This window comes from Rheinheimera sp. UJ63 (assembly GCF_021568285.1).
Taxonomy (GTDB): domain Bacteria; phylum Pseudomonadota; class Gammaproteobacteria; order Enterobacterales; family Alteromonadaceae; genus Alishewanella; species Alishewanella maricola.
The window spans coordinates 581,254-603,987 of the sequence record NZ_JAKGTQ010000001.1; the positions used below are offsets into that span (position 1 = coordinate 581,254).

The following is a 22,734-nucleotide window of genomic DNA, read 5'->3' on the forward strand; positions in this document are numbered from 1 at the left end:
GCTAGCATCACTGGCTTATGGCGTTTAACCGCATTAATTTTCTGCTAAGTAAGCCATTAATTCAGCATGTGGCAGCGGTTTCGCGAAGAAATAACCTTGTACTTCATCACACTGCATTTGAGTAATCACCGCCAACTGCTCTGCCGTTTCTACGCCTTCAGCAATGGTTTGTAAGCCAATACGTTTACCTAAATTGATAATGGTTTCAGCAATTAAGCCACCATCTTGCTGATCCATTGCATTAATAAAAGCTCTGTCTACTTTAATGCGATCCAGTGGTAATTGTTGTAAATAACTTAACGACGAAAAGCCGATACCAAAATCATCTATCGCGACCTTAATACCAAAGCTTTTCAGCTTTTGTAATGCACTGATCACCCTATTCGGTTCGTCCATCACCACCGATTCAGTGATTTCCAGCTCTAACAGGTGCGGCGCAACCTGATAACGCTGAATGGTTTCGATAACCGAGGGCACAAACTGTGCAGAACGAAATTGCGGCATCGACACGTTCACGGCAATGCGCAGATTAGGATAACCGGCCTCAGCTAAGCGCTGTAATTGCTGACAAGCCTGCTCTAGCACCCATAAACCAATCTCCACAATCAGCCCTGAATACTCCGCCAGCGGAATAAACACGGCCGGTGAAATATATTGATTCGGCTGATGTGGCCAACGTAATAAGGCTTCCATTCCAACCACTTTTTGCGTTTTGATACACAGTTGTGGCTGATACCATAACTCCAATTTGTCTAGGGCAAAGTCGGCTCTGAGCTTACGCAACATGTTTAAGCGATTACTGACTTCATCCTCCATCGAAGGCTCGTAATATTGATGGTGCACTCCCAAAGTCTTTTTGGCTTTATTCAGCGCAATATAAACATGCTTCATAATAACCATACCCTGCTCACCCGAGTCGCGTAAATGACAAAGACCAAAGGTAGCATTAACTTGCAGGCTATGCTCAAACGCTTGAAATGGTGTACTAAATACCGCTTTTAACCGTGAAGGGGTTAACTGGTCTTCTGGCCCCACTAAGGCGAAGACATCCGCCCCCACTCGACCCAACTGGCAGCTAATGCCAAAATGTTCAATCAAGCGCAGCGTAACAGCAACCAGCAGTTCATTACCCACCTCTTGGCCCAGGCCATCATTCACATCTGAGAAATGATCAATATCCACCAGTACGGCAACCATATTATCGGGTTCAAACCGTCGCGTATCCTGCAAGATTTGAATAAACTCATTACGATTGGGCGTTTTGGTTAACGGGTCAATGTAGGCCGCATGTCTTAACTGTTGGAATAAAGCGACATTCTCATAACCAATCGAGATATTAGTTAAAAATACTTCGATAAGTTGCTGATCAGCTGCATCAATAGACCGATTGGTTTCAATATAAACGGCGGCATTGTGTTTCTCGTTGCCTAAGTACAAAACGGTGTCACGTTCCGTGAAGATATGCCGTTTACTCAAGAGGCACAGATTAATTTGTTCGACAATCCGTTTGTTCTCTAAGCGTTCTAATTGGCATTTGATGTAGGGCGCGTAATGCCCGGCCGCACCCAACACATAAATACGATCACTCGCCGAGCCATCATCTTCAATTTGTGCACACAAGACACCTTCAGCGTGCAAACCAATTAACGAAGAAATTTGCGTGACTACGCCTTCAGAGAATTCATGTAATGAATGCTGTTCCAGTAAATTGGCACCGGCACTGATGATTTTTTGTAAACCAAGGCGATTTTGATTAATGGTTTTAATTTGCTGATAAGAACGAATGGAAGAAATAATCGAGGTAACCAGTCTACTGCGGGTCAGTTCTGTTTTCGTTTTGTAATCATTGATATCATATTCTTTGATAACACTTTCTTCAGGCGCATAACCTGGCTGACCGGTGCGCAAGACAATACGTAACTCTTCCATTCGCAATTCGTCACGAATACGCCGCACGACCTGTAAACCGGCGTCATCGGTCTCCATCACCACATCGAGTAAAACCAACGCCGTATCAGGCTGTTTCAGCAAAAAATCGATGGCTTGCTGCCCAGAGTAGGCATGATGAAATTGCAAACGTTTACCCAGCACGATCAAATCATTCAGCGCCAGCTTGGTTACGGTGTGGATTTCTTCATCGTCATCGACGATCAACAAGTGCCAAACGTCGAGATCATGCATCGGTGTAATCGGCGCATGCTCATCGTCTGCTAAAAACAGAAATCCTTCATCTGCGTTATTTTGTATCATCGGCCAACCTTTATATTAACGTCCTGCTAATTTAACCGCTTCCTAACTGCAAAGGGCGTGCTGCTAATACCCTAATAGGTATGCGCATAGCTTAGATTTTTAATGTAGCTGATAATGCGCCAACAGTGCTGCAAATTTACTCGGTTCTAACGGCTTTAACAAGATATCATCCATGCCTGCTTTTTTAAATTCGGCAATTTCTGCCGGTAACGCATGCGCGGTAAACGCTAAAATGGGTGTATGTTTATAACCGGGTAAAGCTCGCAACTGTTTCGCTACTTCAATACCCGACATATCAGGCAAACGAATATCTAATAAAATCATATCAAATTGCTGATGCAAGCACAGCTGTAACACCTGCTTACCGGTTAAAGCTGAAGCGAGCTGCACCGGCTTGTTTTGCAGCAGGATATTAATAAAAGCTTGGTTCGTTTCATTGTCGTCGACCACTAATAAACTTTTATGCCGCTGGCTTTTTAACACTTCGACAGCGTGTTGCTGTAGCATCATTAAACTAAACTCTGCACTCGCTAAGCAAGGCAGTACTGCTTGCCAATGCGATAACGTTAACTCTGTAGCAAAAGCTTGTATGTTAATACTGGCTTGATAAGAGGATAGCAATTGCTGCCAAGCTTCATTGGGTTGTTCCGCCGGCAAAAACAATAATAAACGCTGTGGCGCAGTCTGCTCTAATTTGCGTTTTAACTCGGTAAAATGACTGCAAGCACTAACCTGCACCGCTTGGCTGGCTAAGCCCGCTAAACGGCCCTGTAGCCTATCGCTATCTTGATCAAACACCAGTAAGCGATCCATCGGACTATTAAAGGTTACCGCTTTTAGCGCCACCGGAAAACGCAAACGAATACTAGAGCCAAGCCCTTCTAATGATTGCACCTGTAACTCAGCCTGTAACAACTTGGCCATCAATTGTAATAGCGCCACATCCACATCGCGCCATTGCCAGCTTGACGATTTGGCCTGGCTGATATGCTCGGTAATATGCGCAGGTAAGCCATTGCCATCACAGCTCAGATGCAGCAGCAGATGAGGCTGCGCTGTGGCTTCTAAGGTGACTCGGCACAAAATACGCTGAGTATTCTCAGAGCGTACCGCCAACAACAACATCGCTTGTAAACTGGCTTGCAGCACTTCCTCATCTAACAATACATCAAAATGTATATTGTCTGGGCCTTCTACCCAATCAATACTGGTTCCTTGTGCCAAGATCTTATGCAAAGCATTGAACTGTTGCGGTAACCAATGCACCAGCGATAACGGATCTTTTTTTAAATCACGCGGATTAAACTGAAAGAGCCCATACAAAAAATGCAACCGCAATAACGTTTGAAACACCGCCACTGATAATTGCTCTTGTCGCTGCCACAGTAATTTACAGTGCTGTAACCACGCTGACATTTGTTGGCGCAGTATGTCAGCCTGCTCGGTCAAGGCGCTGCTTTGCTGTTGTTGTGCCGTACATTGCTGTTGCAATAATTGCTGCTGTTGCGCCGCACTCTCCAGCTGCTGCTGCAAACTCAGTTGCTGTTGCTCTGCCTGCACACGCCAGTCAAATAACGCCTGTACATCAGACGGCACACGCGACAGCGCACAGGTTTCGGTATCATCGGCTGTCAGGCGATTAAGCCATAGGTTGCGTTGTTGTTGCCACAGATAGACCAGCCACACCGTTAGCATAAAAAATACAGTAAAAATTAACCCACTAATACTTAGCGGTAACAGCACTGGCGGCCAACTTTCGGTGGTTTCCGGTAGGATTAATAGAAAAGCATCGGGCGTTTTAAAATGATCAAATTGACCTGACGAGGCAGACCAAATCATCAAAGGTTGTAACGCCACCCGACCTTGTTCAGTTTGTAACAACTGATATTGCCGACCTTGCGTGTCAATTTTAGACGGTAATGCGGTCAAGGCACCGGTGCTGGCTAATTGTATGCCATCAGATTGATAGACGCCGAGTGCGGCAATCGGTAGTAAGGCACTGTACTGTAATTCATTAAGATGGGAACTAAGCTGCTCAGCTGACGTTTGTAATAACAAGGGTCTTAAACTGATTTTTAACAGATCGGCATACTGCTGCAGCTGGCGCTGCGCCTGTTGATCGGCGACACGGACTTGCCAGCTAAATAAGACGGCCGCCAGCATAAGGCAGGCGGCGACATAGATAAGCGTAAGATTTCGGAAAAGCGGCGTCAACATCGTGCTCTTTACAGCATAATAAAGACGGTTACTATATGGCTTAAGGCTAATAGTAACAAGTCAAACCAGAATACTTAGGCTTTTTTTAACTAAAAGTGCAATTCTACGCCGGCAAAAGCGCCTTTAAATTGTAAATCGGCGTACAAATCATCGATATCATCCAAACGTAAATCGACTGTGCGATAACCCACTTTCAGGCGCAGATCTATCAGCAAATTGTCAACCAGCTGGTAGCCAATTCCCGCTTGAGCATCATATAAATGACTGTCTTGCCAGCGCGTTGCATTCGCCGTTGCAAACACATCTAACCCCGTACCGAGGATGCCAATACGCGTATCGACATACAGCATCGGCACAACTTGGTTAATATCTTGGATCGCGCCGACGGAAGCTGAACGGGCAGCGGCATAGCCTTTTAAATGTTTCGCAGTGACACCTAGGTCGAGTGTGATTAAGCCATTATCTAGCACTTCATAATACAAGACATAATCCGTACTGCTAAGATCCAGTTCAGTGGCTATGTTAGTCCCTTGACTGTAATTGATGCCACCAAAAGTAAAAGTGCTATTGAGCAGCGTATTACCTTGCGTTTCCAATGTTTGATATTGAATACGCAAATTAGGCAGTAGCGGCAACGGGTGCTCTAACGCCAAGTAAAACGATTGCTGAGATTCATCTTCAAAGTTAAAGGCCTGTGTTTGCTCAGAATTAGCGAAACCGCCATTCACTTGAGTTTGCCAGAAATCGGCACCGGCATAGAGACCTAATACGGTATCTGCTTGCACTGTCGTGCTTAACAGCAACAAAGAACCCACTACACCCATACATCTTTTCATTTTACTATCCTTGTATTAATAACTCTGATAAATCAATTAATGCCGCATTAGCGCGTGAAATATAATTGGCCATCACTAAACTATGGTTAGCGAGCACCCCAAAACCACTACCGTTTAACACCATTGGGCTCCAAATCGGTTGTTGTGTCGCTTCCAGTTCGCGAATAATTTGCTGCAAACTGACCATGGCATTACGACGTTCTAGTACATCAGCAAAATCAACCTCAATCGCCCGCAGGTACTGTAATAACGCCCAGGTCGCACCACGGGCTTCGTAAAATTCGTCATCCAATTTCCACCAACTGGTTTTTAACCACTGTTTTTCGGGGGTCGTTGTAGATTGCCGTGCGGCAGCATCACCCGCTAAATCCGTATTTAAACGCTCCTGCCCTACACTTGCACTTAAGCGTTGCGAATAACTGCCTAAGCGCTTTTCAACGTTCTTTAGCCAATCGCGTAAATTATCCGCACGGGCATAAAATTGGCTATCGTTCTGTTTTGGATCCATTAAAGCTTGGCGATACAAATAAAACTGTTCAATCGCTTTACGGTATTCTGATTCGGCGCTGGGTAACATCCAGCTTTGATGATCAATATTTAATTGCGGCTGCGCCACTTTAAGAAACGCATTTTCGGCCGATTGGGATTGCGAACGGCTGAAATCTTTACGCAGGGCTAGCGCTAGATCACGTGACATTTCTAGTACACCAAATTCCCAAGCAGGCATATTGTCTAGCAAGCTAAAAGGCGGTAAGACATCATTTGCCATATAACCGCCCGGCTTGTTTAACAGGGTTTCACTTACTTGAATTAAAGCGGTAGTGGTACTGTAGCCAGCAACACGCTGCTGCTCAGTACTCATGCTGTTTGTTGCAGTGGCGGGTAACACCATGGCGGGCTCTCGGCTGACCCACCAACTAAGCATCCAAAACAACAATAACAAGATAATGGCAGACCAACTGCCAATCATAGATTTATTCATGGTTTCTCCTATCGGCGTGGCATGGCCACTAACGGGAATGCAAACTGTAACTGACTACCATCTTTAAATTGAAGAGTGACCGGTACCGTTTCACCTATCACCAGCGGTTGCGTTGGCGTAAACATCATCATATGCAAACCGCCTGGGGCAAAAATCAAGCGCGCACCGGCATCCACTTCAATGCTGGCCACTTCAACCATGCGCATCATGCCGTCTTGTTCGATATGTTGGTGTAGTTCAATTACCTCAAAAGCGGGGCTACTGGCAGAGACTAACTCAATGGATTTTGTCGAGTCATTTTGCAATTGAAAGTAACCTGCCGTTACCGTACGACCGGGCAAGGGCGCACGCACTTCTGCATGTGTTAACTGCAGCTCAGCTGCACTTAATGCCGCACTGGCTAAACACAAAGCACTGCAGCACATAAAGAAAAAATAGCGCATCTTACTTATCCTTGCTGGTTTGACCTGCCTTTATCTTACACCAAAACCACTACAGCGACAGTGTAAATCCGGTTTTGATCCGTGCAGCTTGTTCAATCGTTGGCGTTTTTTTGCGACGAGGCTTACTAAAGCGCCACACCACCAAAGCCGGTAACATGCCTAAAATAAAGCCAAGTAACGGCATAAGGTAAATCAACAGCAGGGTATCATGTTGAAATAACATCATTTGCCACCTGCCTTATGATGACACAGGCGGTTTAACGGCATTAACAATGGCATAGACGGCTCCTTGCTTAAGCATCATCCTAGAATCAGGAACATACCTAAGTTGTTTCAAGTGCCGTGCCAGTCAGCAGAAAAACCATAAACCATTGAATTATATATAAAATAACTAAAGACAGCGAAATACTAAGGTGATTTTTCGATAGCTGAAAATAAAAAAAGTGGCGAAAATCACCACTTTTTTAAGATTTAGCTTACTCAGGTACTTTGGCCAAAGCCGCTTCAAGTAAGGCCGGAGTGGCGCTGCTGAGATGGCCTTGCTCACTGAGTAAACGCCGCCATTGACGTGCTCCCGGTAAGCCCTGAAATAGCCCGAGCATATGCCTGGCGATATGCCAAAACCGCGCACCTTGCTGCATCTGCTGCTCTATGTAAGGTAACATCTGCCGCACTAGCTGATGCTGCGAAAGTACCGGATGCGTATCGCCATAAAGCTGCGCATCCACTTCGCTCAAGATGTAAGGGTTAGTGTAGGCTTCTCGCCCAATCATCACACCATCAAGTTGTGTTAAATGTGTCGCGGCTTCAGCTAAGGTTTTAATACCGCCGTTAATACTGATATCTAACGTCGGGAAATCCTGTTTTAATTGATAAACCCGCGCATAATTAAGCGGTGGAACTTCTCGATTCTCTTTTGGGCTTAAGCCCTTTAACCACGCTTTACGCGCATGGATCACAAACTGCTGACACCCCGCATCCGCCACCATTTGCACAAAATCTTGTAAGAATTGATATTCATCTGAATCATCAATACCAATACGTGTTTTTACTGTAATGGGAATCGCAACCTGATCTTGCATGGCTTTCACGCAATCAGCTACCCGCTGCGGCTGCGCCATAAGACAGGCGCCAAACATGCCGTTTTGCACCCGATCTGACGGGCAACCAACATTAATATTGATTGCATCATAACCACGCTGTTCCGCCAGTTTAGCGCAAGTGGCCATATCCTTTGGATCAGATCCGCCTAATTGCAATACCAACGGATGCTCTTGTTCGTTATAGCCCAGGTAATCGCCTTTACCGTGAATAATGGCACCGGTAGTGACCATTTCGGTGTACAACACCGCATGCTGGCTCATCAAGCGATGAAAATAACGACAATGCTGATCGGTCCAATCGAGCATGGGGGCAACGGAGAGTCGTTGCGGTAACAATTTTAGCGTCAAAACAGGATGTCCTCTTAACAGCGCAATTAGGCATGTACCAAATAGCTAGTGAGTTTTTTCACCATAGGCAGTACCAATAACAAGGTAGGAAAAGCAATTACCCAAGACAAACCCCAAGCGGATAACCAACCCGTAAAAGTAAATGCAGACCAACCCAGACTACTTAGCGTACTCACCAAGGACACAATACAGGTCATCATAATAGATAATAACAAGGGCATAACCAGCCCTGCCGTTTTCGCGGGTAATCGAGGCATAAGATTTTTATTTATCTCTACAAAAGAGTGAGTGACTCACCAATAAAACTGCCGGCAATGATACCAAAAACCTAAGCAGAAAGCAGTTGTTGTCAGCAAGCTTATGACATTAGCTAACAACATGCGCAAGCTGGCAGTGTGCAAGCAATATGGTACACTGCCACCAGAAATGGAGTGGAGACTAAGTATGTCAACTGAGAGTTTAGTGTCACGAGCCAAAGCCATCTGTGTGCAAAATGGCGCGCGCTTTACCGCGATCCGCGAAAAGGTCTTTCGTTTAATGGCTGAAAACCAAGGTGGCCAAGGTGCTTATGATTTATTAGAGCAGTTAAAACAAAGCGAACCCGCCGCTAAACCGGCAACCATCTATCGCGCTTTAGAGTTTCTGACAGAACAAGGTTTTATCCACAAAATTGAATCTAGCAATGCCTTTATGTTGTGTCATCATTTTGAAAAACACCACCCTGCACAGTTACTGATTTGTGAAGTGTGTGGCAATGTTACCGAATTGCACTCTAGCGCTTTGCAAACCGAATTTAGCCGTCAAGCGGCCTTGCAAGGATTTGATATTCACCATCAAACCATTGAAGCTCGAGGTAAGTGTCGGAATTGCCGCGAAAATTAAGTATCTTGCGAGCAATCATGCTTGTATTACCCTAAAAAAACTTCTAGGCTTAGTATTGCGTGTTAGGCGAACGCTTGTATAAATTCCAAAGGCATTTAAATGAATGTTGAATACGTAAACCCATTTCTGTCCTCTTTGGTCAATGTGTTATCGACGATGGCCAATACCAAAATAGTGCCGGGACAGCCTCGCATTAAAAAGAATGAAATTGCAAATGGCGATGTCTCTGGTTTAATTGGCATGGTTGGACCCACCATGAAGGGGTCTTTTTCGGTTAGCTTTGATGAGTCGTTAGCCATTGAAATTATGTTTCGGATGCTAGGCGAGCGGCCAACAAAAATAGATGCCGATGTTACGGATATGGTCGGTGAGATCACGAACATGGTTACCGGCGGCGCTAAGCGGATGTTAGGTGAAAAAGGCTACGAATTTACCATGGCCACACCGATTATTGTGTCTGGCAAAAACCACACCATTACTCATCGCTGCGAAGGCCCTACGATCTTAATGCCGTTCACTTCAGACTTTGGCAAAGTGCACATTGAAGTGACCTTTGATAAATAGCGATAACGCACAAACGGCTGGGCCTCCTCAGCCGTTATCACCTAAATACTGATACTGCACGCGTGGCGTAATATTACACAGCAATTCATAAGCGATGGTTTCTGCTTGAGCAGCCACTCGCTCTATTGCCAGTTCGGGCCCCCACAATACCGCTTCATCACCGATCTTATCTTTGCAGAAATGACCTAAATCAACGGTAATCATATCCATTGATACCCTACCCGCTAAAGGCACTTCACGGCCATTTAGCCACACCGGCGTGCCATTGGCCGCATGCCGGGGATAACCATCACCATAACCCACCGCGATCACGCCGATAAAAGTATCTGTTTTTGCTCGCCAAAGCCCAGCATAACCGACCGTGTCACCCGCCTTCACCTTACGGATAGCAATTAAACGGCTACTTAAACGCATCACGGGCTGCAATTGATGATCCGCCCCCTGTTTACCGGCAAAAGGTGAAATACCATGCAGCATTAAGCCGGGTCTAACCCATTGGCCATGCGTGGCAGGCCAGGCTAAAATTGCCGCAGAATTGGCTAGACTGTGCTGCTCGGCTTTATCGGCACACAGCTGTTGAAATAACGCGAGCTGCTGCGATGTGGTAGCTGAATCAAGTTCATCAGCGCAACTAAAATGACTCATCAAACGAATGCCGGGCAACACATTAGAGCATTGCCACAAACGTCGATACATATTATCCACTTCAGCAGGGTCAATGCCCAAACGGTGCATACCCGTATCAATTTTCAGCCAAACCTTTAATTGGCCATCTAACGGCGTTTGCTCTAACGCTTGCAATTGCAGCTCGTTATGAACAATGGTTTGCAGGTTATTGGCTAATAATAAGGGTAACTCTGCCGCCTCGTAAAACCCTTCTAACAACACTATGGGTTTAACAATACCCGCGGTTCGCAAAGCGAGTGCCTCATCAATGCGCGCCACGGCAAAAGCATCAGCGGCAGTCAGTTTTTGTGCCACCTTCACTAAACCATGACCATAGGCATTAGCTTTCAACACCGCGAGCACCTGACTGTCTGGCGCTAATTGCTTCACCCGCTGTAAATTCTGTTGTAACGCCAGCAGATCGATCTGCGCAACAGGACGCCGACTCATTAATACTCGTCCTCAAAACGCGCACTGCCGGCATAATTATCAAAGCGCGAGTAATGGCCATGAAAGGTTAAGCGCACTTTGCCGATGGGGCCATTCCGCTGTTTACCGATGATGATTTCCGCCAAACCTTTATCTTGGCTTTCATCGTTGTACACTTCATCCCGGTAAATAAACATAATCAAGTCGGCATCTTGCTCAATAGAGCCCGATTCACGTAGGTCTGAGTTTACCGGTCTTTTATCTGCCCGCTGCTCTAACGAGCGGTTTAACTGCGACAAGGCCACCACCGGCACTTTTAATTCTTTGGCCAGCGCTTTTAATGAACGAGAAATTTCAGCGATTTCTAAGGTGCGGTTTTCTGACATGCCTGGCACCGTCATTAACTGCAGATAGTCGACCATGATCATACTCAGGCCACCGTGCTCTCGGGCAATGCGTCGTGCCCGCGAACGCACTTCTGTTGGGGTTAAACCTGAAGCATCATCAATATACATTTTGCCTTTGCTGTTTAGTAACTCAATGGCGGATGATAAGCGCGCCCAATCTTCATCTTCTAATTGGCCGGTGCGTACCTTAGTTTGATTGATCCGGCCCAACGAGGCCAACATCCGCATCATGATTTGGTCAGCGGGCATCTCTAAGCTGAAAATTAATACCGGCTTATCACTGGTAATCGCAGCATGTTCGCACAGGTTCATCGCAAAGGTGGTTTTACCCATCGATGGACGTGCCGCCACGATAATTAAATCGGAAGGCTGCAAACCATTGGTCATTTTATCTAAATCGGTGTAACCCGAAGAAAGCCCCGTTACGCCTGTTTGCGGGCTGCGGTATAAAGCATCGATTTTATCAATGGTCTTCGCCAAGATATTATTAATTGGCTCAGGACCTTCATTAGCATTAGCGCGTTGCTCGGCAATTTTAAACACTTTGGTTTCGGCAAAGTCGAGTAATTCGGCACTGGTACGCCCTTGCGTATCATAGCCGGCATCGGCAATATCATGCGCTACTGAGATCATGTCGCGCACCACAGCACGCTCACGGACGATCTCCGCATAGGCCATTATGTTGGCGGCACTGGGCGTATTTTTAGCTATTTCGCCCAAGTAGGCAAAACCACCAATATCATCTAATTGTTGATTGGCTTCTAAGGCTTCGGAAACGGTAATTAAGTCTATCGGCTGATTGGCTTCAGCTAAGCGTGACATCGCACTGAAAATAAAACGGTGCGAGCGTAAATAGAAGTCTTGCTCCACCACTTTTTCTGAGACGCGATCCCAGGCTTCATTATCTAACATCATGCCACCAAGCACAGACTGTTCAGCTTCAATAGAATGCGGCGGCATCTTTATGGCGGCGACTTGCTTATCTTTTACGTTACTCATAGGGTGTTCAAACTGCCGAGGGGAAATAACGGAATACTGTCTGTCATGCTAACCTGCAGCGCGCAGAAGTCAAAGTAAAGTCTGAAAAAATCTTAGGGTAATGCGGGGTGTAATGCAGAGTAAAATAGCAAGTTGGAACGAGGAGTAGAGGAAAGCACACCGCCGCAGGGCAGTGTGCTTAATGCCTTAGGCTTCAGCGATCACAACAACTTTGATTGTTGCGATAACTTCAGCGTGTAACTGCAGATCGATTTCGAACTCGCCAGTTTCACGTAAAGTACCGTTTGGTAATTTAACTTCAGCTTTAGAAACAGCAACACCGGCTTCAGTGATCGCATCAGCGATATCACGAGTACCGATAGAACCGAACAGCTTGCCTTCGTCACCCGCTTTAGAAGCGATAGTCACTTCTGCAAGCTCAGTGATTTTTGCTGCACGCTCAGTTGCCGCAGCTAAATCAGTGGCCAATTTGGCTTCTAATTCAGCACGACGTGCTTCAAATTTCTCAATGTTAGCCTGAGTTGCTGGCACTGCTTTACCCTGTGGGAATAAGAAGTTGCGAGCATAACCAGACTTAACAGTTACATTGTCACCTAAACCACCAAGGTTCGAGACTTTGTCTAACAAAATAATTTGCATTGTCTATACCCCTCTGTATTAGCTGTGTGAGTCGCTGTATGGTAACAGGGCCAGGTAACGCGCACGCTTGATAGCGCGAGCTAACTGACGCTGATATTTAGCGCTAGTGCCAGTAATACGGCTAGGTACGATCTTGCCGCTTTCAGTAACGTAGTTCTTCAGAACGGCGGTATCTTTGTAATCAATCTCTACAGTGCCTTCTGCAGAAAAACGGCAGAATTTACGGCGACGGAAAAAACGTGACATTTGTCTGTCTCCTAACTTAATTGTTCAATCTGTTGCGCATGCAGGACCAGTTTAGCCTGACCACTGCGATTCTGATGTCGGTTTAAAAAACCTGCCACCCGAACCTGATTGCCCAACGTCAAATGCTGAGCTTGTTGCTGTAACACGGTACCGCTAAGAACAACCTGCATTCGCACATAAGCTTGCCGGTTTAACCCCGACTCTTGTTGCATACTGCGGTGTTCTAAGGTTAATACAGTGTGCGGAATACCCGCCGGACTTTCACTGCGTTCAGGGTGCCGACATATGGCGCCACTAAGCACAAAGTAATTGTCCATTAACAACTTACTCGTCGTTTGCTACTTGCTCTTCAGAATCACGAGGAGCACGTTCACGGCGCTCATCACGTACCTTTGCCATTGGTGATGGCTCGATTACTGCACCATTAGTGCGCATAACCAGGTTACGTAAAACAGCATCGTTGTAGCGGAAGTTAGTTTCCAGCTCATCGATCACAGTCTGTGGTGCTTCCACGTTCATTAACACATAGTGTGCTTTATGTAACTTTTGGATTGGGTAAGCCAGTTGACGACGGCCCCAATCTTCAAGACGGTGGATAGTACCGCCAGCTTCTTTGATCGAACCAGTGTAACGTTCAATCATACCAGGCACTTGTTCACTCTGATCAGGGTGAACCATAAAAACGATTTCGTAATGACGCATTGTAGCTCCTTACGGTTAGTAAGCCTCGGGGGAACTCGGCCGGGTTCTCATAAAGGCAAGGAACGTGAGTTGAATGGCCGAAGGTCGCGTATTTTACGGAGTTAGCGGATAAATAACAAGCACTGATATGAGCATGACCAAAATACTTCAGAAAAACCCCGTTCGCAGTCGCCGCTCGGGGTTATTTCAAAGGTCAAAACCGATTAAAGCGTGTTTACGGGTAGCACTTTACAACGTGCCGCAGTGAGCAAAGCGCTGTTACCCGAAGCGGGATGTTGGATCAGGCAGCCTCGTGCTGATTTCAGTAACACAAACCGATAAGCCGGCAGGGCATGCCGGCCATCTAAAGGGTTACCCTTAGCATCTAAGGGCATCCGCTGGCTAATATACAGCTCAGCTTGCTGCATAAAGACATCATCGGCCAGTATCACTGAGTTCCCCCCCACGATGTCGGTTATAAAGGCTGACAGCTGTTGTTTTAAGGCGGCATCAACAGCCTCTAGTACCGCTGGCTCAGCCGCTCGACTTAACTGGCAACCACTTAACATCAGCGCTAAAGATGCACCGATTAACAGCAGGCGTTTCACGGTTGTTGCTCCGCAGGTGCCAGCTCCGTGATCACTTTGTTGTGCAAGATAACATCACGATAGCGAGGATCTAACAGCGGCATTCCACCGCTCAAAGAGGCTTCGCCAGTAGCCGATTGTACATTGCTTGTCACACTGGCTTGGCCAACTGCCAGCGGTGGACAACTGTTATTTTGAGCATAATATAACGCCGCAGAAAATAAGCGTTCACTGGGATCGCCCAGCGGTTTGCTGAAATCATCATTCAAAGCACAGCCTTTCACGTCGGCCGCAAACACTGGGTTATTTTTAGGAATGAATCCATCCGCATATTCGCCAAAGCCTTTCGCATTGACACCGGTAAACTGGATAGTAAAGTAGGTTGTGCCGCAGTTATCTGTCGGATAAAAACCGTAAGGCTTACCACAGGTCTTGTTACCGACCAAGATCACCTCGACATTAATGCCTCGCAAACCATTGAGCAGCGCTTCACTGGCCGAGCAAGTGTTACCGGTACTTAAAATAAATACCCGGCTTAAATTTAAAGAAGGCAAGTCGGTGTTAGTCAGTCGATTACCTTCGTAATCGATCACTTTAGAATAAAACGGGATTGGCGCTAAGGTCGCCCCCGTGATCGGATTCGTATTGGGATACTTATCATTAAAAATAGTTCGTTCAAAAAACTGGTTTTGAATAATGGCAGGCCCCGTTATCATATAGCCAAGCTGTGAAGCTAAAGCCAACAAGCCGCCGCCGTTATAGCGTAGGTCAATGACCAAATCTTTGACATTAGCATTAGCAAATTGCTGTACCGCACTGATCAATTGCGGCTGAGCAGGCGCGATATGCGTATTAAACTGCATATAACCCACTTTACCCGTTGGTGTGTCTAATACCGCCACATTTTGTACTGCCGAAGTACTGACATTCGCCGAGGTCATGCTGACCGTTTTACGAGTGCCATCGACCGCAGTAAACACAAAGTTAAAGGTTAAACCCGTGTCTGAGGGAAAAAGCGCGCGGTTGAGTAAATCGACCCCGGCTTCAGAATTATCATTCACAAAGTCGACACCATTGATACTGACCAATTGATCACCGCGCGCTAAGCCGGCGTTACGCGCCGGAGAATTGGGTTCGGTATAAGCAATGGTGATAGAGCGAGGTGGGCTATTTCGGCCAAACGACCATTTAATACCGTAACCTGCGGTTACGCCCGCTTGGGTTTGTTGTTGATATTCAGCGGTGACTTCGGTGAAATGAAAATTGTCTTTAGGGGATCCCGAATCGGTCAATTGCTCGGTTCTGAGCAAGTCGAAATAGTTAGCGACCGAAAAAGGCGCAGGATCACGATCCGCGACTTCTCGATACCATAAATAACTGTTATTGGTCCAAGAACGCAGCCACATTTTTTCATGCATGCTGCTACCCGCGCGATCGGGATAGGCTTGGTTACTGAACGGGTCAATACCGCTTCGAGGTGTCTGGCAATAGTTTTTTAAGGTGCTTTCAGCCGGATATTGACCCGCGATCCACGTGGGTGGGGTAACACCGCTGCCGCCGCCTGAGCCAGAACCGCCACCGCTGGTAGGGGTTGAACTACCCCCGCCTCCGCCGCCACAAGCCGTTAAACTTAAAGCAGCGCAAGACATCAGTATAGCTGTTGCAATAATTTTGCGATCCATGAACGAACCCTCGATTTAGCACCATAAAACCGGCAAAGATAAATTTACCAAAACTTAACATGGCTATTTAGCGTTATCAAGTGTGTTTACGCTAAATGAGGGCGCTAGGATCGGCTAAGGCCTGTTATTGAGCACGTTGACGTACCGCTTCAAATAAACAAATACCCGTCGCAACCGAGACATTTAAGCTAGAAACACTGCCAAACATCGGAATTTTTACCAATACATCACAGGTTTCACGCGTTAAACGGCGCAGTCCTTCACCCTCAGCGCCTAACACTAAGGCTAATGGCCCTTGCAAATCAGCTTGATAGACTAAGGTTTCTGTTTCGCCAGCCGTACCCACCACCCATACCCCAGCTTCTTGCAGTTGACGTAAGGTACGCGCTAAGTTAGTCACGGTAATAAAAGGCACGCTTTCAGCGGCGCCGCAAGCCACTTTTCGTACCACTGACGTAAGCTTAACAGAGCGATCTTTAGGCGCAATCACCGCATGCACACCGGCGGCATCAGCACTGCGCAAAATAGCGCCTAAATTGTGTGGATCGGTGACACCGTCTAACACTAATAAAAACGGTTTAGTTTGGCTCTCTAACAAGGCGGCCAGATCAGCTTCATTGCCACCACTGCTTAAACGCGCTTTAGCCACAATACCTTGATGCTGACCACCCGTCATATCATCTAAAGTGCGGCGATTGCAGAACTGGATAGAAATGCCTGCTTGCCGCGCTTGTTGCAACAACGGTTGCATTCTTTTGTCTTCGCGATCTTTTAACGCGAAAATTTCTAATACATCGGCTGGCGAACGTTCTAATATCGCGCTAACCGCGTGAAAACCAAATACAACATCATTACTCATGTTTATCGTCACTCATCTAGCCTTACGGCCTTTATTTCTTTTTGGCACGCCGTGGCTTTTTCGCCGCCGTGGCTTTAGCTTTTACGGGTTTTTTCGCGGCCGCCGCTTTAGGCTTTTTCGCTTTGCTACCGGTGTTTTGCATTTTCGCTTCAAAGGCTGCATTACGGCTGGCTTTCACTTTACGACCTGACACCTTCGTATGCTCAACGCCCACCATGGCTAAATCAATTTTTCGCGCTTCAAGGTTAACGGCAACCACTTTCACTTGCACCAGATCGCCCATACGATAACTGACACCAGAGTGCTCACCGGTTAGAACTTGGCGCTCTGCATCAAACCGATAGTAATCGTTGTTTAACGACGTAACATGCACCAAGCCTTCGATATATAAATCGCTTAAGCGCACAAATAAACCAAAGTTAGTGACCGTTGATACCACACCGGCAAACTCACTGCCTAAGTGATCTTGCATGTATTCACACTTTAGCCAATCGGCGACTTCACGCGTTGCATCATCCGCACGGCGTTCTGTCATCGAGCATTGCTCACCTAAGGGCGCAATTTCTTTTTCAGTGTAGGCTTTTGGCCCCGTAACCGGTTGTTGCTGTTTGGCTAATAACGCCTTAATGGCGCGATGCAATACCAGATCTGGGTAACGGCGTATCGGTGAAGTGAAGTGCGCATAGGCCTCCAGCGCTAACCCAAAGTGACCTTGGTTATCCCCTTGATAAACAGCTTGCTTCATCGAACGCAGCATCGTCATTTCGATCAACTCGCGATCGGGACGATCAGCTAACGCGGCTAAGGTGGTGGTTAACTCTAATGGCGTGGGTTCAGCTGATAAATTGGCTTCGATACCCAATTCGGCTAAAAAGCGCCGGAAATTGGCAAAACGATCGCTATCGGGGCGTTCATGTACGCGGAATAACGCATGCGCTTCATGCTTTTCAATAAAGCGGGCAGACGCCACGTTCGCCATGATCATACATTCTTCAATAATCTTGTGCGCTTCGTTACGATGCACCGGCACAATTTGTTCAATCTTGCGATGGCTATTAAAGATAAAGCGCGTTTCAACCGTTTCGAATTCAATAGCGCCTCGCTGTGCACGAACTTTGGCTAGCTTTTTATACAAGCTGTACAGCGTTTCTAAATTGGTCAGTTGCTCAGCATATTCCTGCCGTAACTTGGCATCGCCCTGTAAAATGGCGTGTACTTTGTTATAAGTAAACCGCGCCGCTGAATGCATGACCGCTTCATAAAATTGGTAGCTTTCCAGTTTACCTTGGCTGCTAATTTGCATTTCACAGACTAAGCACAGTCGATCAGTATGCGGATTCAGTGAACACAAACCATTTGAAAGTGCTTCTGGTAACATCGGCACCACATGGTCAGGGAAATACACCGAGTTACCACGCTCTAAGGCACTGTGATCAAGTGCGGTACCAAATTTCACATAGGCACTGACATCGGCAATGGCAACCCATAGCGTCCAGCCACCATTATCTTTGGCTTTGGCATAAACCGCGTCATCAAAATCACGAGCATCTTCACCATCAATCGTCACTAAAGGCAGTGCCGTTAAATCAACACGCCCCTGCTTAGCGGCAGCAGGCACTTCTTCGCCATATTCCGCCACTTGGGCTAATACTGCGTCAGAGAAAACATGCGGAATTTGATGATTACGAATAGCGACTTCAATTTCCATACCCGGCGCCATATGCTCGCCCAGTACTTCAATTACGCGACCCGTTGCACTAACACGTTTCGAAGGCCGCTGGCTAATTTCAACCAAGACAACTTGGCCATGTCGTGCTGCGCCCTGCTGGCCATCAGGAATAATGATATCCTGACAGATCCGTGCATCATCGGGTACCACCACACAGATGGCAGAATCTTTGTAATAGCGGCCAACAATGGGCTCGCTGCGGGGCTCAAGCACGCGTACCACGCGCGCTTCCACTTTATCTTTGCTTTTGATGGTGGTGGCCGTTGCCAACACCAAATCACCGGGGATCACCCGCTGCATTTCATGAAAAGGCAAATACCAATCAGGGCCGCCTTGTTCTAATTTGATAAAACCAAAACCGTCACGGTGACCAATCACCGTGCCTTTGACCAAATCCATGTGTTCAACCAAGCCATAACGCTTGCTCTTAGTGAACAACAATTGACCATCACGCTCCATCGCTCGTAAACGCTTTTTCAGGGCAAAAATGGCATCATCATCCGTTAAGGCTAATTCAGAGACGAGTTCTTCAAAGTAGGCAGGTTGTTGCCGTTTCTCAATATGCTCGAGAATAAATTCACGGCTGGGGATAGGGTTCTCGTATTTTTCTTGCTCACGCGCAAGATGCGGATCATTTACCGTCATTAATTAAACTTAGTTTTCCTTTTAATACTATTCAGTGTAACAGCTTGGCAAGAAAATAGGATGAATTTCATTTGACAGGCCGTTCGGCATTCGCAACCACTCTGGCAGGCATTTTTTCTGCCAGACGTTGCTTTAACTTAGTTAGTTTAGCATGAACCGCAGGATCTGCGGTAATAGCATGATGTAACCAGCGATAACTCTGCTCAAAATCGGTAGGGCTACCCTGCCCTGCTACCAAGATTTCAGCTAAACGGATCTTGGCGTTAAGATTGCCCACCGCAGCGGCTTCGCGCAGATAAATAATCGCTTTGTGCAGGTCTTTTTGCACAAAGCGGCCAATATGATAATAACGGCCAATTTGCTCTAAACCTTCAGGCAAACCTTGTGCCGCGGCTTGTAACATAAAATCCCAGCCACGCTCTACATCGCGCGGCACACAAACGCCGTAGGCTAACATGTCACCAAATAAAAACTGGTAAGACGGCAATTTCATAATATCGGCGCGGGCTTCAATATCGCGCACGAGCTGGCAATCATCAGCTTTTACCCGTTGTAAATGCGCATTACGCTTTATCAGCGTTAATAACTCATCTTGTGAATACAATTCGACTGCTTGCAACTCTTGTGCTTGAGCCGTGGTGTTCAGCAATGAGCCCACCAACAGTGTTCCAACCAATAATTTATGCATAGTGTCAATTAACCGTAATAGAGGCGGCAAAAATGCCTAAATGCTAATTATTAAGCAAAAATTAGACCAGCTTATAAAATCACCAGCCTATGCAGCCTAGTACATCACAAAGAATGGCATGTCAAAGCGACAGGCGCTGAACGGCGAGCAAAAAAAACGCTACTCTAAGGTAGCGTTTTTCAATGCAAAACCAAGGTTTAATTGAAGGGATGCTTCAGTACGATAGTTTGCACGCGATCCGGACCCGTTGAAATAATATCAATTGGCACACCGGTCAACTCTTCTAAGCGCGCAATGTAGTTACGGGCAGCTTGCGGCAATGCCGATAACTGCTGAACACCAAAGGTGCTTTCTGACCATCCAGGCATTTCTTCTAATACCGGCGTTACCTGCTCATAACCTTCAGCAGCATAAGGGGGTGTTTGCAACACTGAACCATCGGGTTGGCGATAGCCGACACAGATTTTCACGGTTTCAAGGCCATCCATCACATCCAGCTTGGTTAAACAGAAACCTGAAATACTGTTTAACTGCACGGCACGGCGCACAGCAACGGCATCAAACCAACCACAACGACGTTTACGACCTGTAGTCGCACCAAACTCGTGGCCTTTAACACCAAGGTGTTCGCCGATGGCGCAATCTAACTCGGTTGGGAACGGACCTGAACCCACACGTGTTGTGTAAGCTTTCACAATACCCAGAACATAATCTAAGTAACGTGGGCCAAAACCACAACCCGTAGCAACACCGCCCGCCGTGGTATTAGACGAAGTGACATAGGGATAAGTACCGTGATCAATGTCTAATAAAGTGCCTTGAGCACCTTCAAACATGATCTCATCACCATTTTTGCGCGCTTGATCTAATAACTCAGTCACATCAACAACCAGCGATTTTAATAAATCAGCCATGGCTAAGGCGTTATCTAAGGTGGTTTGATAATCAACCGCAGCAACTTTGTAATATTCGGTCAGCGTGAAGTTATGCAGATCCATCACTGTTTTCAGCTTTTCAGCAAACAAAGTAGGATTGAACAAGTCACCGACTCGTAAACCGCGACGGGCAACTTTATCTTCGTAAGCTGGGCCAATACCGCGACCTGTAGTACCGATAGGTTTATCGCCACGCGCAACTTCGCGTGCCACATCTAAGGCAACATGAAATGGCAGAATAAGCGGACAAGCTTCACTGATTAACAAGCGCTCTTTAACCGGAACACCACGCTGCTCTAGCATGGTCATTTCTTTTAAAAAGGCTTCTGGCGATAACACCACACCATTACCAATGACACATTTTACGTTACTACGTAAAATACCTGACGGGATAAGATGTAATACAGTTTTTTCACCGTCTATTACCAAGGTATGACCGGCATTGTGGCCGCCCTGATAACGCACCACATAACTGGCTTTATCGGTTAATAAATCAACAATCTTACCTTTACCTTCGTCACCCCATTGAGTGCCGAGCACAACGACGTTTTTGGCCATGGTTCCCACATCACACAAAAAATTAGGCGTGGATTTTAGCAAATTGGCTGACAAGTTTCAGCCGTCCAGACGAAAAAAAGGCCAAATTTTTATTTGGCCTAAATAACTTGTTTATTTACAGTGCCTTAAGGCATGACAAATCAAACTGTTCGAGATTTTGATACAAAGCAAAACCAAAACGTAGCCGATCACCGCGATAATCTGTTTCAATTTTGTGCTGTTTTAGCAAGCCTGCCAGCTCGGCTACCTGACTACTGCTGCCTAATCGAAATGTAAAAAAGTGGCCATGATGCGCCTGATTGTGCATAAGCAAGTGCTCACGGTTTAATAGCGGATGCTGTAATTGATCCAGCAACTGTAAGAAGCCCTGCTGTAATTGCTGCACATAACGATGCATGCGTCCTACCGTAATACCTTGCTGCTTATAAAGCAGTAGCGCCGCTTCTAATCGGTATAAGGCAGTGAAGTCCATCGTGGCACCGGCAAAGCGATAACCATCTTCACTGTATAACACCAACGCCGATTTGGCGGCGGCTAAGGTGCCAAACTCGGCAAACCAACCGGTATAAAGCGGTCGTTGTTCACTGCCCGCTGGCACTGCCATAAAACAGCATCCCTCACCACCTTGCGCATATTTATAACTGCCTGAAATATAAAAAATCCGCTCAGCAATCGTAGATAAGTCTGTCGGCAACGCCATAAAGCCGTGATAACCATCAATCGCAATCATCGCCTCAGTAACGGCAGCCAATTGCTTTACAAAGTGGCTCAAATCAGCAATCGCATAACCAGAATTAAAGAAGACCTGACTGCAAAACACCATATCGTGGCCACCTTTTGCGGCCGCCTCGATAAAACGCTGCTCAAAGCTGGCAAAGGGTTCAGTAGCAATCACCTCGACGTCGACACTCTCCCACTCGGCTAAACGTTTAACTTGCCGTTGAAAGCTATAAAACTCGCTGTCGGTAGTCAGAATTTTTAAGGGCTTTTGCCAATCGAAACAACTGAGTAAACGCATCACTAATTCATGGGTATTAGGTGCAAACACTAGTTGTTCGGGCAAGGGTAAATTCAGTACATCGGCAATTAATTGCTGGGTATGCGGGATCTTGGTACCAAAAATGTAATGCCATTTTTGGTCAACTAAGCGGGCACTGTCATCCCAATAAGCGAGGGTTGCAGCGCGGGTCACATCAGGCCAGTAATGATGTGAATGACAGGCAAAATGTTGAGTACCTTGGTTCGCTTGTAAAAAATGCGAAAAAAACTGTTGATACATAATTGACCCCTAACGTGTTTAAACGCGCTGCCGCTTTAGTTGAACAAAAGGCCCTTTCGGGCCTTTAAATGTTACGCAAT

Annotated in this window: 23 protein-coding genes; 2 read left to right on the plus strand and 21 right to left on the minus strand. The window is 46.5% G+C overall.

Features of this window, described 5'->3' with window-relative positions:
- Positions 1–33 precede the first annotated feature (33 nt).
- The 8 genes from L1N97_RS02680 to L1N97_RS02715 form a co-directional block, all read right to left on the minus strand.
- The gene (locus L1N97_RS02680; protein WP_236128749.1) at positions 34–2,250 is read right to left on the minus strand and encodes an EAL domain-containing response regulator; all 2,217 of its coding nucleotides are present in this window, start codon (positions 2,248–2,250) and stop codon (positions 34–36) included.
- A 99-nt stretch (positions 2,251–2,349) separates the two neighbouring features.
- On the minus strand, positions 2,350–4,467 hold the full coding sequence (locus L1N97_RS02685) for a response regulator (protein ID WP_236128750.1): 2,118 nt from the start codon (positions 4,465–4,467) through the stop codon (positions 2,350–2,352).
- An 89-nt stretch (positions 4,468–4,556) separates the two neighbouring features.
- Positions 4,557–5,303 (minus strand): TIGR04219 family outer membrane beta-barrel protein, encoded by a 747-nt coding sequence (locus L1N97_RS02690; protein WP_236128751.1) that lies wholly within the window; start codon positions 5,301–5,303, stop codon positions 4,557–4,559.
- A gap of 4 nt (positions 5,304–5,307) precedes the next feature.
- Entirely contained in the window at positions 5,308–6,285 is a 978-nt protein-coding gene (locus L1N97_RS02695; RefSeq protein ID WP_229585324.1) for a DUF2333 family protein, read from the minus strand.
- 8 nt (positions 6,286–6,293) lie between these two features.
- Positions 6,294–6,728 (minus strand): copper chaperone PCu(A)C, encoded by a 435-nt coding sequence (locus L1N97_RS02700; RefSeq protein ID WP_229585323.1) that lies wholly within the window; start codon positions 6,726–6,728, stop codon positions 6,294–6,296.
- Between the two features lie 49 nt (positions 6,729–6,777).
- A complete protein-coding gene (locus L1N97_RS02705; RefSeq protein WP_236128752.1) occupies positions 6,778–6,954 on the minus strand; it encodes a hypothetical protein in 177 nt (58 codons plus the stop codon).
- A gap of 250 nt (positions 6,955–7,204) precedes the next feature.
- A complete protein-coding gene (gene dusA, locus L1N97_RS02710; RefSeq protein ID WP_268964510.1) occupies positions 7,205–8,179 on the minus strand; it encodes a tRNA dihydrouridine(20/20a) synthase DusA in 975 nt (324 codons plus the stop codon).
- 26 nt (positions 8,180–8,205) lie between these two features.
- On the minus strand, positions 8,206–8,400 hold the full coding sequence (locus L1N97_RS02715) for a DUF2798 domain-containing protein (protein WP_236128753.1): 195 nt from the start codon (positions 8,398–8,400) through the stop codon (positions 8,206–8,208).
- 223 nt (positions 8,401–8,623) lie between these two features.
- Here L1N97_RS02715 and L1N97_RS02720 point away from each other — a divergent pair, with 223 nt between their 5' ends.
- Both L1N97_RS02720 and L1N97_RS02725 read left to right on the plus strand, forming a co-directional pair.
- Positions 8,624–9,061: a transcriptional repressor gene (locus L1N97_RS02720; RefSeq protein WP_226749526.1), complete on the plus strand. Its 438-nt coding sequence runs from the start codon at positions 8,624–8,626 to the stop codon at positions 9,059–9,061.
- Between the two features lie 99 nt (positions 9,062–9,160).
- On the plus strand, positions 9,161–9,625 hold the full coding sequence (locus tag L1N97_RS02725; RefSeq protein ID WP_236128754.1) for a chemotaxis protein CheX: 465 nt from the start codon (positions 9,161–9,163) through the stop codon (positions 9,623–9,625).
- A 27-nt stretch (positions 9,626–9,652) separates the two neighbouring features.
- Here L1N97_RS02725 and alr read toward each other — a convergent pair whose 3' ends face one another.
- From alr to L1N97_RS02790, 13 genes are all read right to left on the minus strand, one after another.
- The gene (alr, locus tag L1N97_RS02730; RefSeq protein WP_236128755.1) at positions 9,653–10,741 is read right to left on the minus strand and encodes an alanine racemase; all 1,089 of its coding nucleotides are present in this window, start codon (positions 10,739–10,741) and stop codon (positions 9,653–9,655) included.
- Entirely contained in the window at positions 10,741–12,126 is a 1,386-nt protein-coding gene (dnaB, locus tag L1N97_RS02735; protein ID WP_226749954.1) for a replicative DNA helicase, read from the minus strand. The genes alr and dnaB overlap by 1 nt, the downstream gene beginning before the upstream one ends.
- Positions 12,127–12,312: 186 nt before the next feature.
- Complete coding sequence (gene rplI / locus L1N97_RS02740) at positions 12,313–12,765, minus strand: 50S ribosomal protein L9 (protein WP_226749523.1); 453 nt, start codon at positions 12,763–12,765, stop codon at positions 12,313–12,315.
- An 18-nt stretch (positions 12,766–12,783) separates the two neighbouring features.
- On the minus strand, positions 12,784–13,011 hold the full coding sequence (rpsR, locus tag L1N97_RS02745) for a 30S ribosomal protein S18 (protein WP_008218940.1): 228 nt from the start codon (positions 13,009–13,011) through the stop codon (positions 12,784–12,786).
- A gap of 11 nt (positions 13,012–13,022) precedes the next feature.
- Positions 13,023–13,328 carry a primosomal replication protein N gene (priB, locus tag L1N97_RS02750; protein ID WP_226749522.1) on the minus strand — a complete coding sequence of 102 codons (306 nt, stop codon included), beginning with the start codon at positions 13,326–13,328 and terminating at the stop codon, positions 13,023–13,025.
- A 7-nt stretch (positions 13,329–13,335) separates the two neighbouring features.
- Positions 13,336–13,713 carry a 30S ribosomal protein S6 gene (gene rpsF / locus L1N97_RS02755; protein WP_236128756.1) on the minus strand — a complete coding sequence of 126 codons (378 nt, stop codon included), beginning with the start codon at positions 13,711–13,713 and terminating at the stop codon, positions 13,336–13,338.
- 203 nt (positions 13,714–13,916) lie between these two features.
- Positions 13,917–14,300 (minus strand): hypothetical protein, encoded by a 384-nt coding sequence (locus L1N97_RS02760; RefSeq protein WP_236128757.1) that lies wholly within the window; start codon positions 14,298–14,300, stop codon positions 13,917–13,919.
- Positions 14,297–15,961 carry a S41 family peptidase gene (locus tag L1N97_RS02765; RefSeq protein ID WP_236128758.1) on the minus strand — a complete coding sequence of 555 codons (1,665 nt, stop codon included), beginning with the start codon at positions 15,959–15,961 and terminating at the stop codon, positions 14,297–14,299. The genes L1N97_RS02760 and L1N97_RS02765 overlap by 4 nt, the downstream gene beginning before the upstream one ends.
- A 124-nt stretch (positions 15,962–16,085) precedes the next feature.
- A complete protein-coding gene (gene rlmB, locus L1N97_RS02770; protein WP_229585316.1) occupies positions 16,086–16,820 on the minus strand; it encodes a 23S rRNA (guanosine(2251)-2'-O)-methyltransferase RlmB in 735 nt (244 codons plus the stop codon).
- 31 nt (positions 16,821–16,851) lie between these two features.
- Positions 16,852–19,194: a ribonuclease R gene (rnr, locus tag L1N97_RS02775; RefSeq protein ID WP_229585315.1), complete on the minus strand. Its 2,343-nt coding sequence runs from the start codon at positions 19,192–19,194 to the stop codon at positions 16,852–16,854.
- A gap of 67 nt (positions 19,195–19,261) precedes the next feature.
- On the minus strand, positions 19,262–19,882 hold the full coding sequence (locus L1N97_RS02780) for a tetratricopeptide repeat protein (protein WP_236128759.1): 621 nt from the start codon (positions 19,880–19,882) through the stop codon (positions 19,262–19,264).
- 197 nt (positions 19,883–20,079) lie between these two features.
- A complete protein-coding gene (locus tag L1N97_RS02785; protein WP_229585313.1) occupies positions 20,080–21,375 on the minus strand; it encodes an adenylosuccinate synthase in 1,296 nt (431 codons plus the stop codon).
- A 115-nt stretch (positions 21,376–21,490) separates the two neighbouring features.
- Positions 21,491–22,654, minus strand: a complete 1,164-nt coding sequence (locus L1N97_RS02790) for an aminotransferase class V-fold PLP-dependent enzyme (RefSeq protein ID WP_229585312.1) — start codon at positions 22,652–22,654, stop codon at positions 21,491–21,493.
- Between the last annotated feature and the right edge of the window lie 80 nt (positions 22,655–22,734).

Excerpts from the sequence above, each read along its gene's own strand:
- L1N97_RS02680 (WP_236128749.1), bottom strand. The coding sequence starts at position 2,250 with ATGATACAAAATAACGCAGATGAAGGATTTCTGTTTTTAGCAGACGAT.
- L1N97_RS02685 (WP_236128750.1), bottom strand. The coding sequence starts at position 4,467 with ATGTTGACGCCGCTTTTCCGAAATCTTACGCTTATCTATGTCGCCGCC.
- L1N97_RS02690 (WP_236128751.1), bottom strand. The coding sequence starts at position 5,303 with ATGAAAAGATGTATGGGTGTAGTGGGTTCTTTGTTGCTGTTAAGCACG.
- L1N97_RS02695 (WP_229585324.1), bottom strand. The coding sequence starts at position 6,285 with ATGAATAAATCTATGATTGGCAGTTGGTCTGCCATTATCTTGTTATTG.
- L1N97_RS02700 (WP_229585323.1), bottom strand. The coding sequence starts at position 6,728 with ATGCGCTATTTTTTCTTTATGTGCTGCAGTGCTTTGTGTTTAGCCAGT.
- L1N97_RS02705 (WP_236128752.1), bottom strand. The coding sequence starts at position 6,954 with ATGATGTTATTTCAACATGATACCCTGCTGTTGATTTACCTTATGCCG.
- L1N97_RS02715 (WP_236128753.1), bottom strand. The coding sequence starts at position 8,400 with ATGCCCTTGTTATTATCTATTATGATGACCTGTATTGTGTCCTTGGTG.
- L1N97_RS02720 (WP_226749526.1), top strand. The coding sequence starts at position 8,624 with ATGTCAACTGAGAGTTTAGTGTCACGAGCCAAAGCCATCTGTGTGCAA.
- L1N97_RS02725 (WP_236128754.1), top strand. The coding sequence starts at position 9,161 with ATGAATGTTGAATACGTAAACCCATTTCTGTCCTCTTTGGTCAATGTG.
- alr (WP_236128755.1), bottom strand. The coding sequence starts at position 10,741 with ATGAGTCGGCGTCCTGTTGCGCAGATCGATCTGCTGGCGTTACAACAG.
- dnaB (WP_226749954.1), bottom strand. The coding sequence starts at position 12,126 with ATGAGTAACGTAAAAGATAAGCAAGTCGCCGCCATAAAGATGCCGCCG.
- rplI (WP_226749523.1), bottom strand. The coding sequence starts at position 12,765 with ATGCAAATTATTTTGTTAGACAAAGTCTCGAACCTTGGTGGTTTAGGT.
- rpsR (WP_008218940.1), bottom strand. The coding sequence starts at position 13,011 with ATGTCACGTTTTTTCCGTCGCCGTAAATTCTGCCGTTTTTCTGCAGAA.
- priB (WP_226749522.1), bottom strand. The coding sequence starts at position 13,328 with ATGGACAATTACTTTGTGCTTAGTGGCGCCATATGTCGGCACCCTGAA.
- rpsF (WP_236128756.1), bottom strand. The coding sequence starts at position 13,713 with ATGCGTCATTACGAAATCGTTTTTATGGTTCACCCTGATCAGAGTGAA.
- L1N97_RS02765 (WP_236128758.1), bottom strand. The coding sequence starts at position 15,961 with ATGGATCGCAAAATTATTGCAACAGCTATACTGATGTCTTGCGCTGCT.
- rlmB (WP_229585316.1), bottom strand. The coding sequence starts at position 16,820 with ATGAGTAATGATGTTGTATTTGGTTTTCACGCGGTTAGCGCGATATTA.
- rnr (WP_229585315.1), bottom strand. The coding sequence starts at position 19,194 with ATGACGGTAAATGATCCGCATCTTGCGCGTGAGCAAGAAAAATACGAG.
- L1N97_RS02780 (WP_236128759.1), bottom strand. The coding sequence starts at position 19,882 with ATGCATAAATTATTGGTTGGAACACTGTTGGTGGGCTCATTGCTGAAC.
- L1N97_RS02785 (WP_229585313.1), bottom strand. The coding sequence starts at position 21,375 with ATGGCCAAAAACGTCGTTGTGCTCGGCACTCAATGGGGTGACGAAGGT.
- L1N97_RS02790 (WP_229585312.1), bottom strand. The coding sequence starts at position 22,654 with ATGTATCAACAGTTTTTTTCGCATTTTTTACAAGCGAACCAAGGTACT.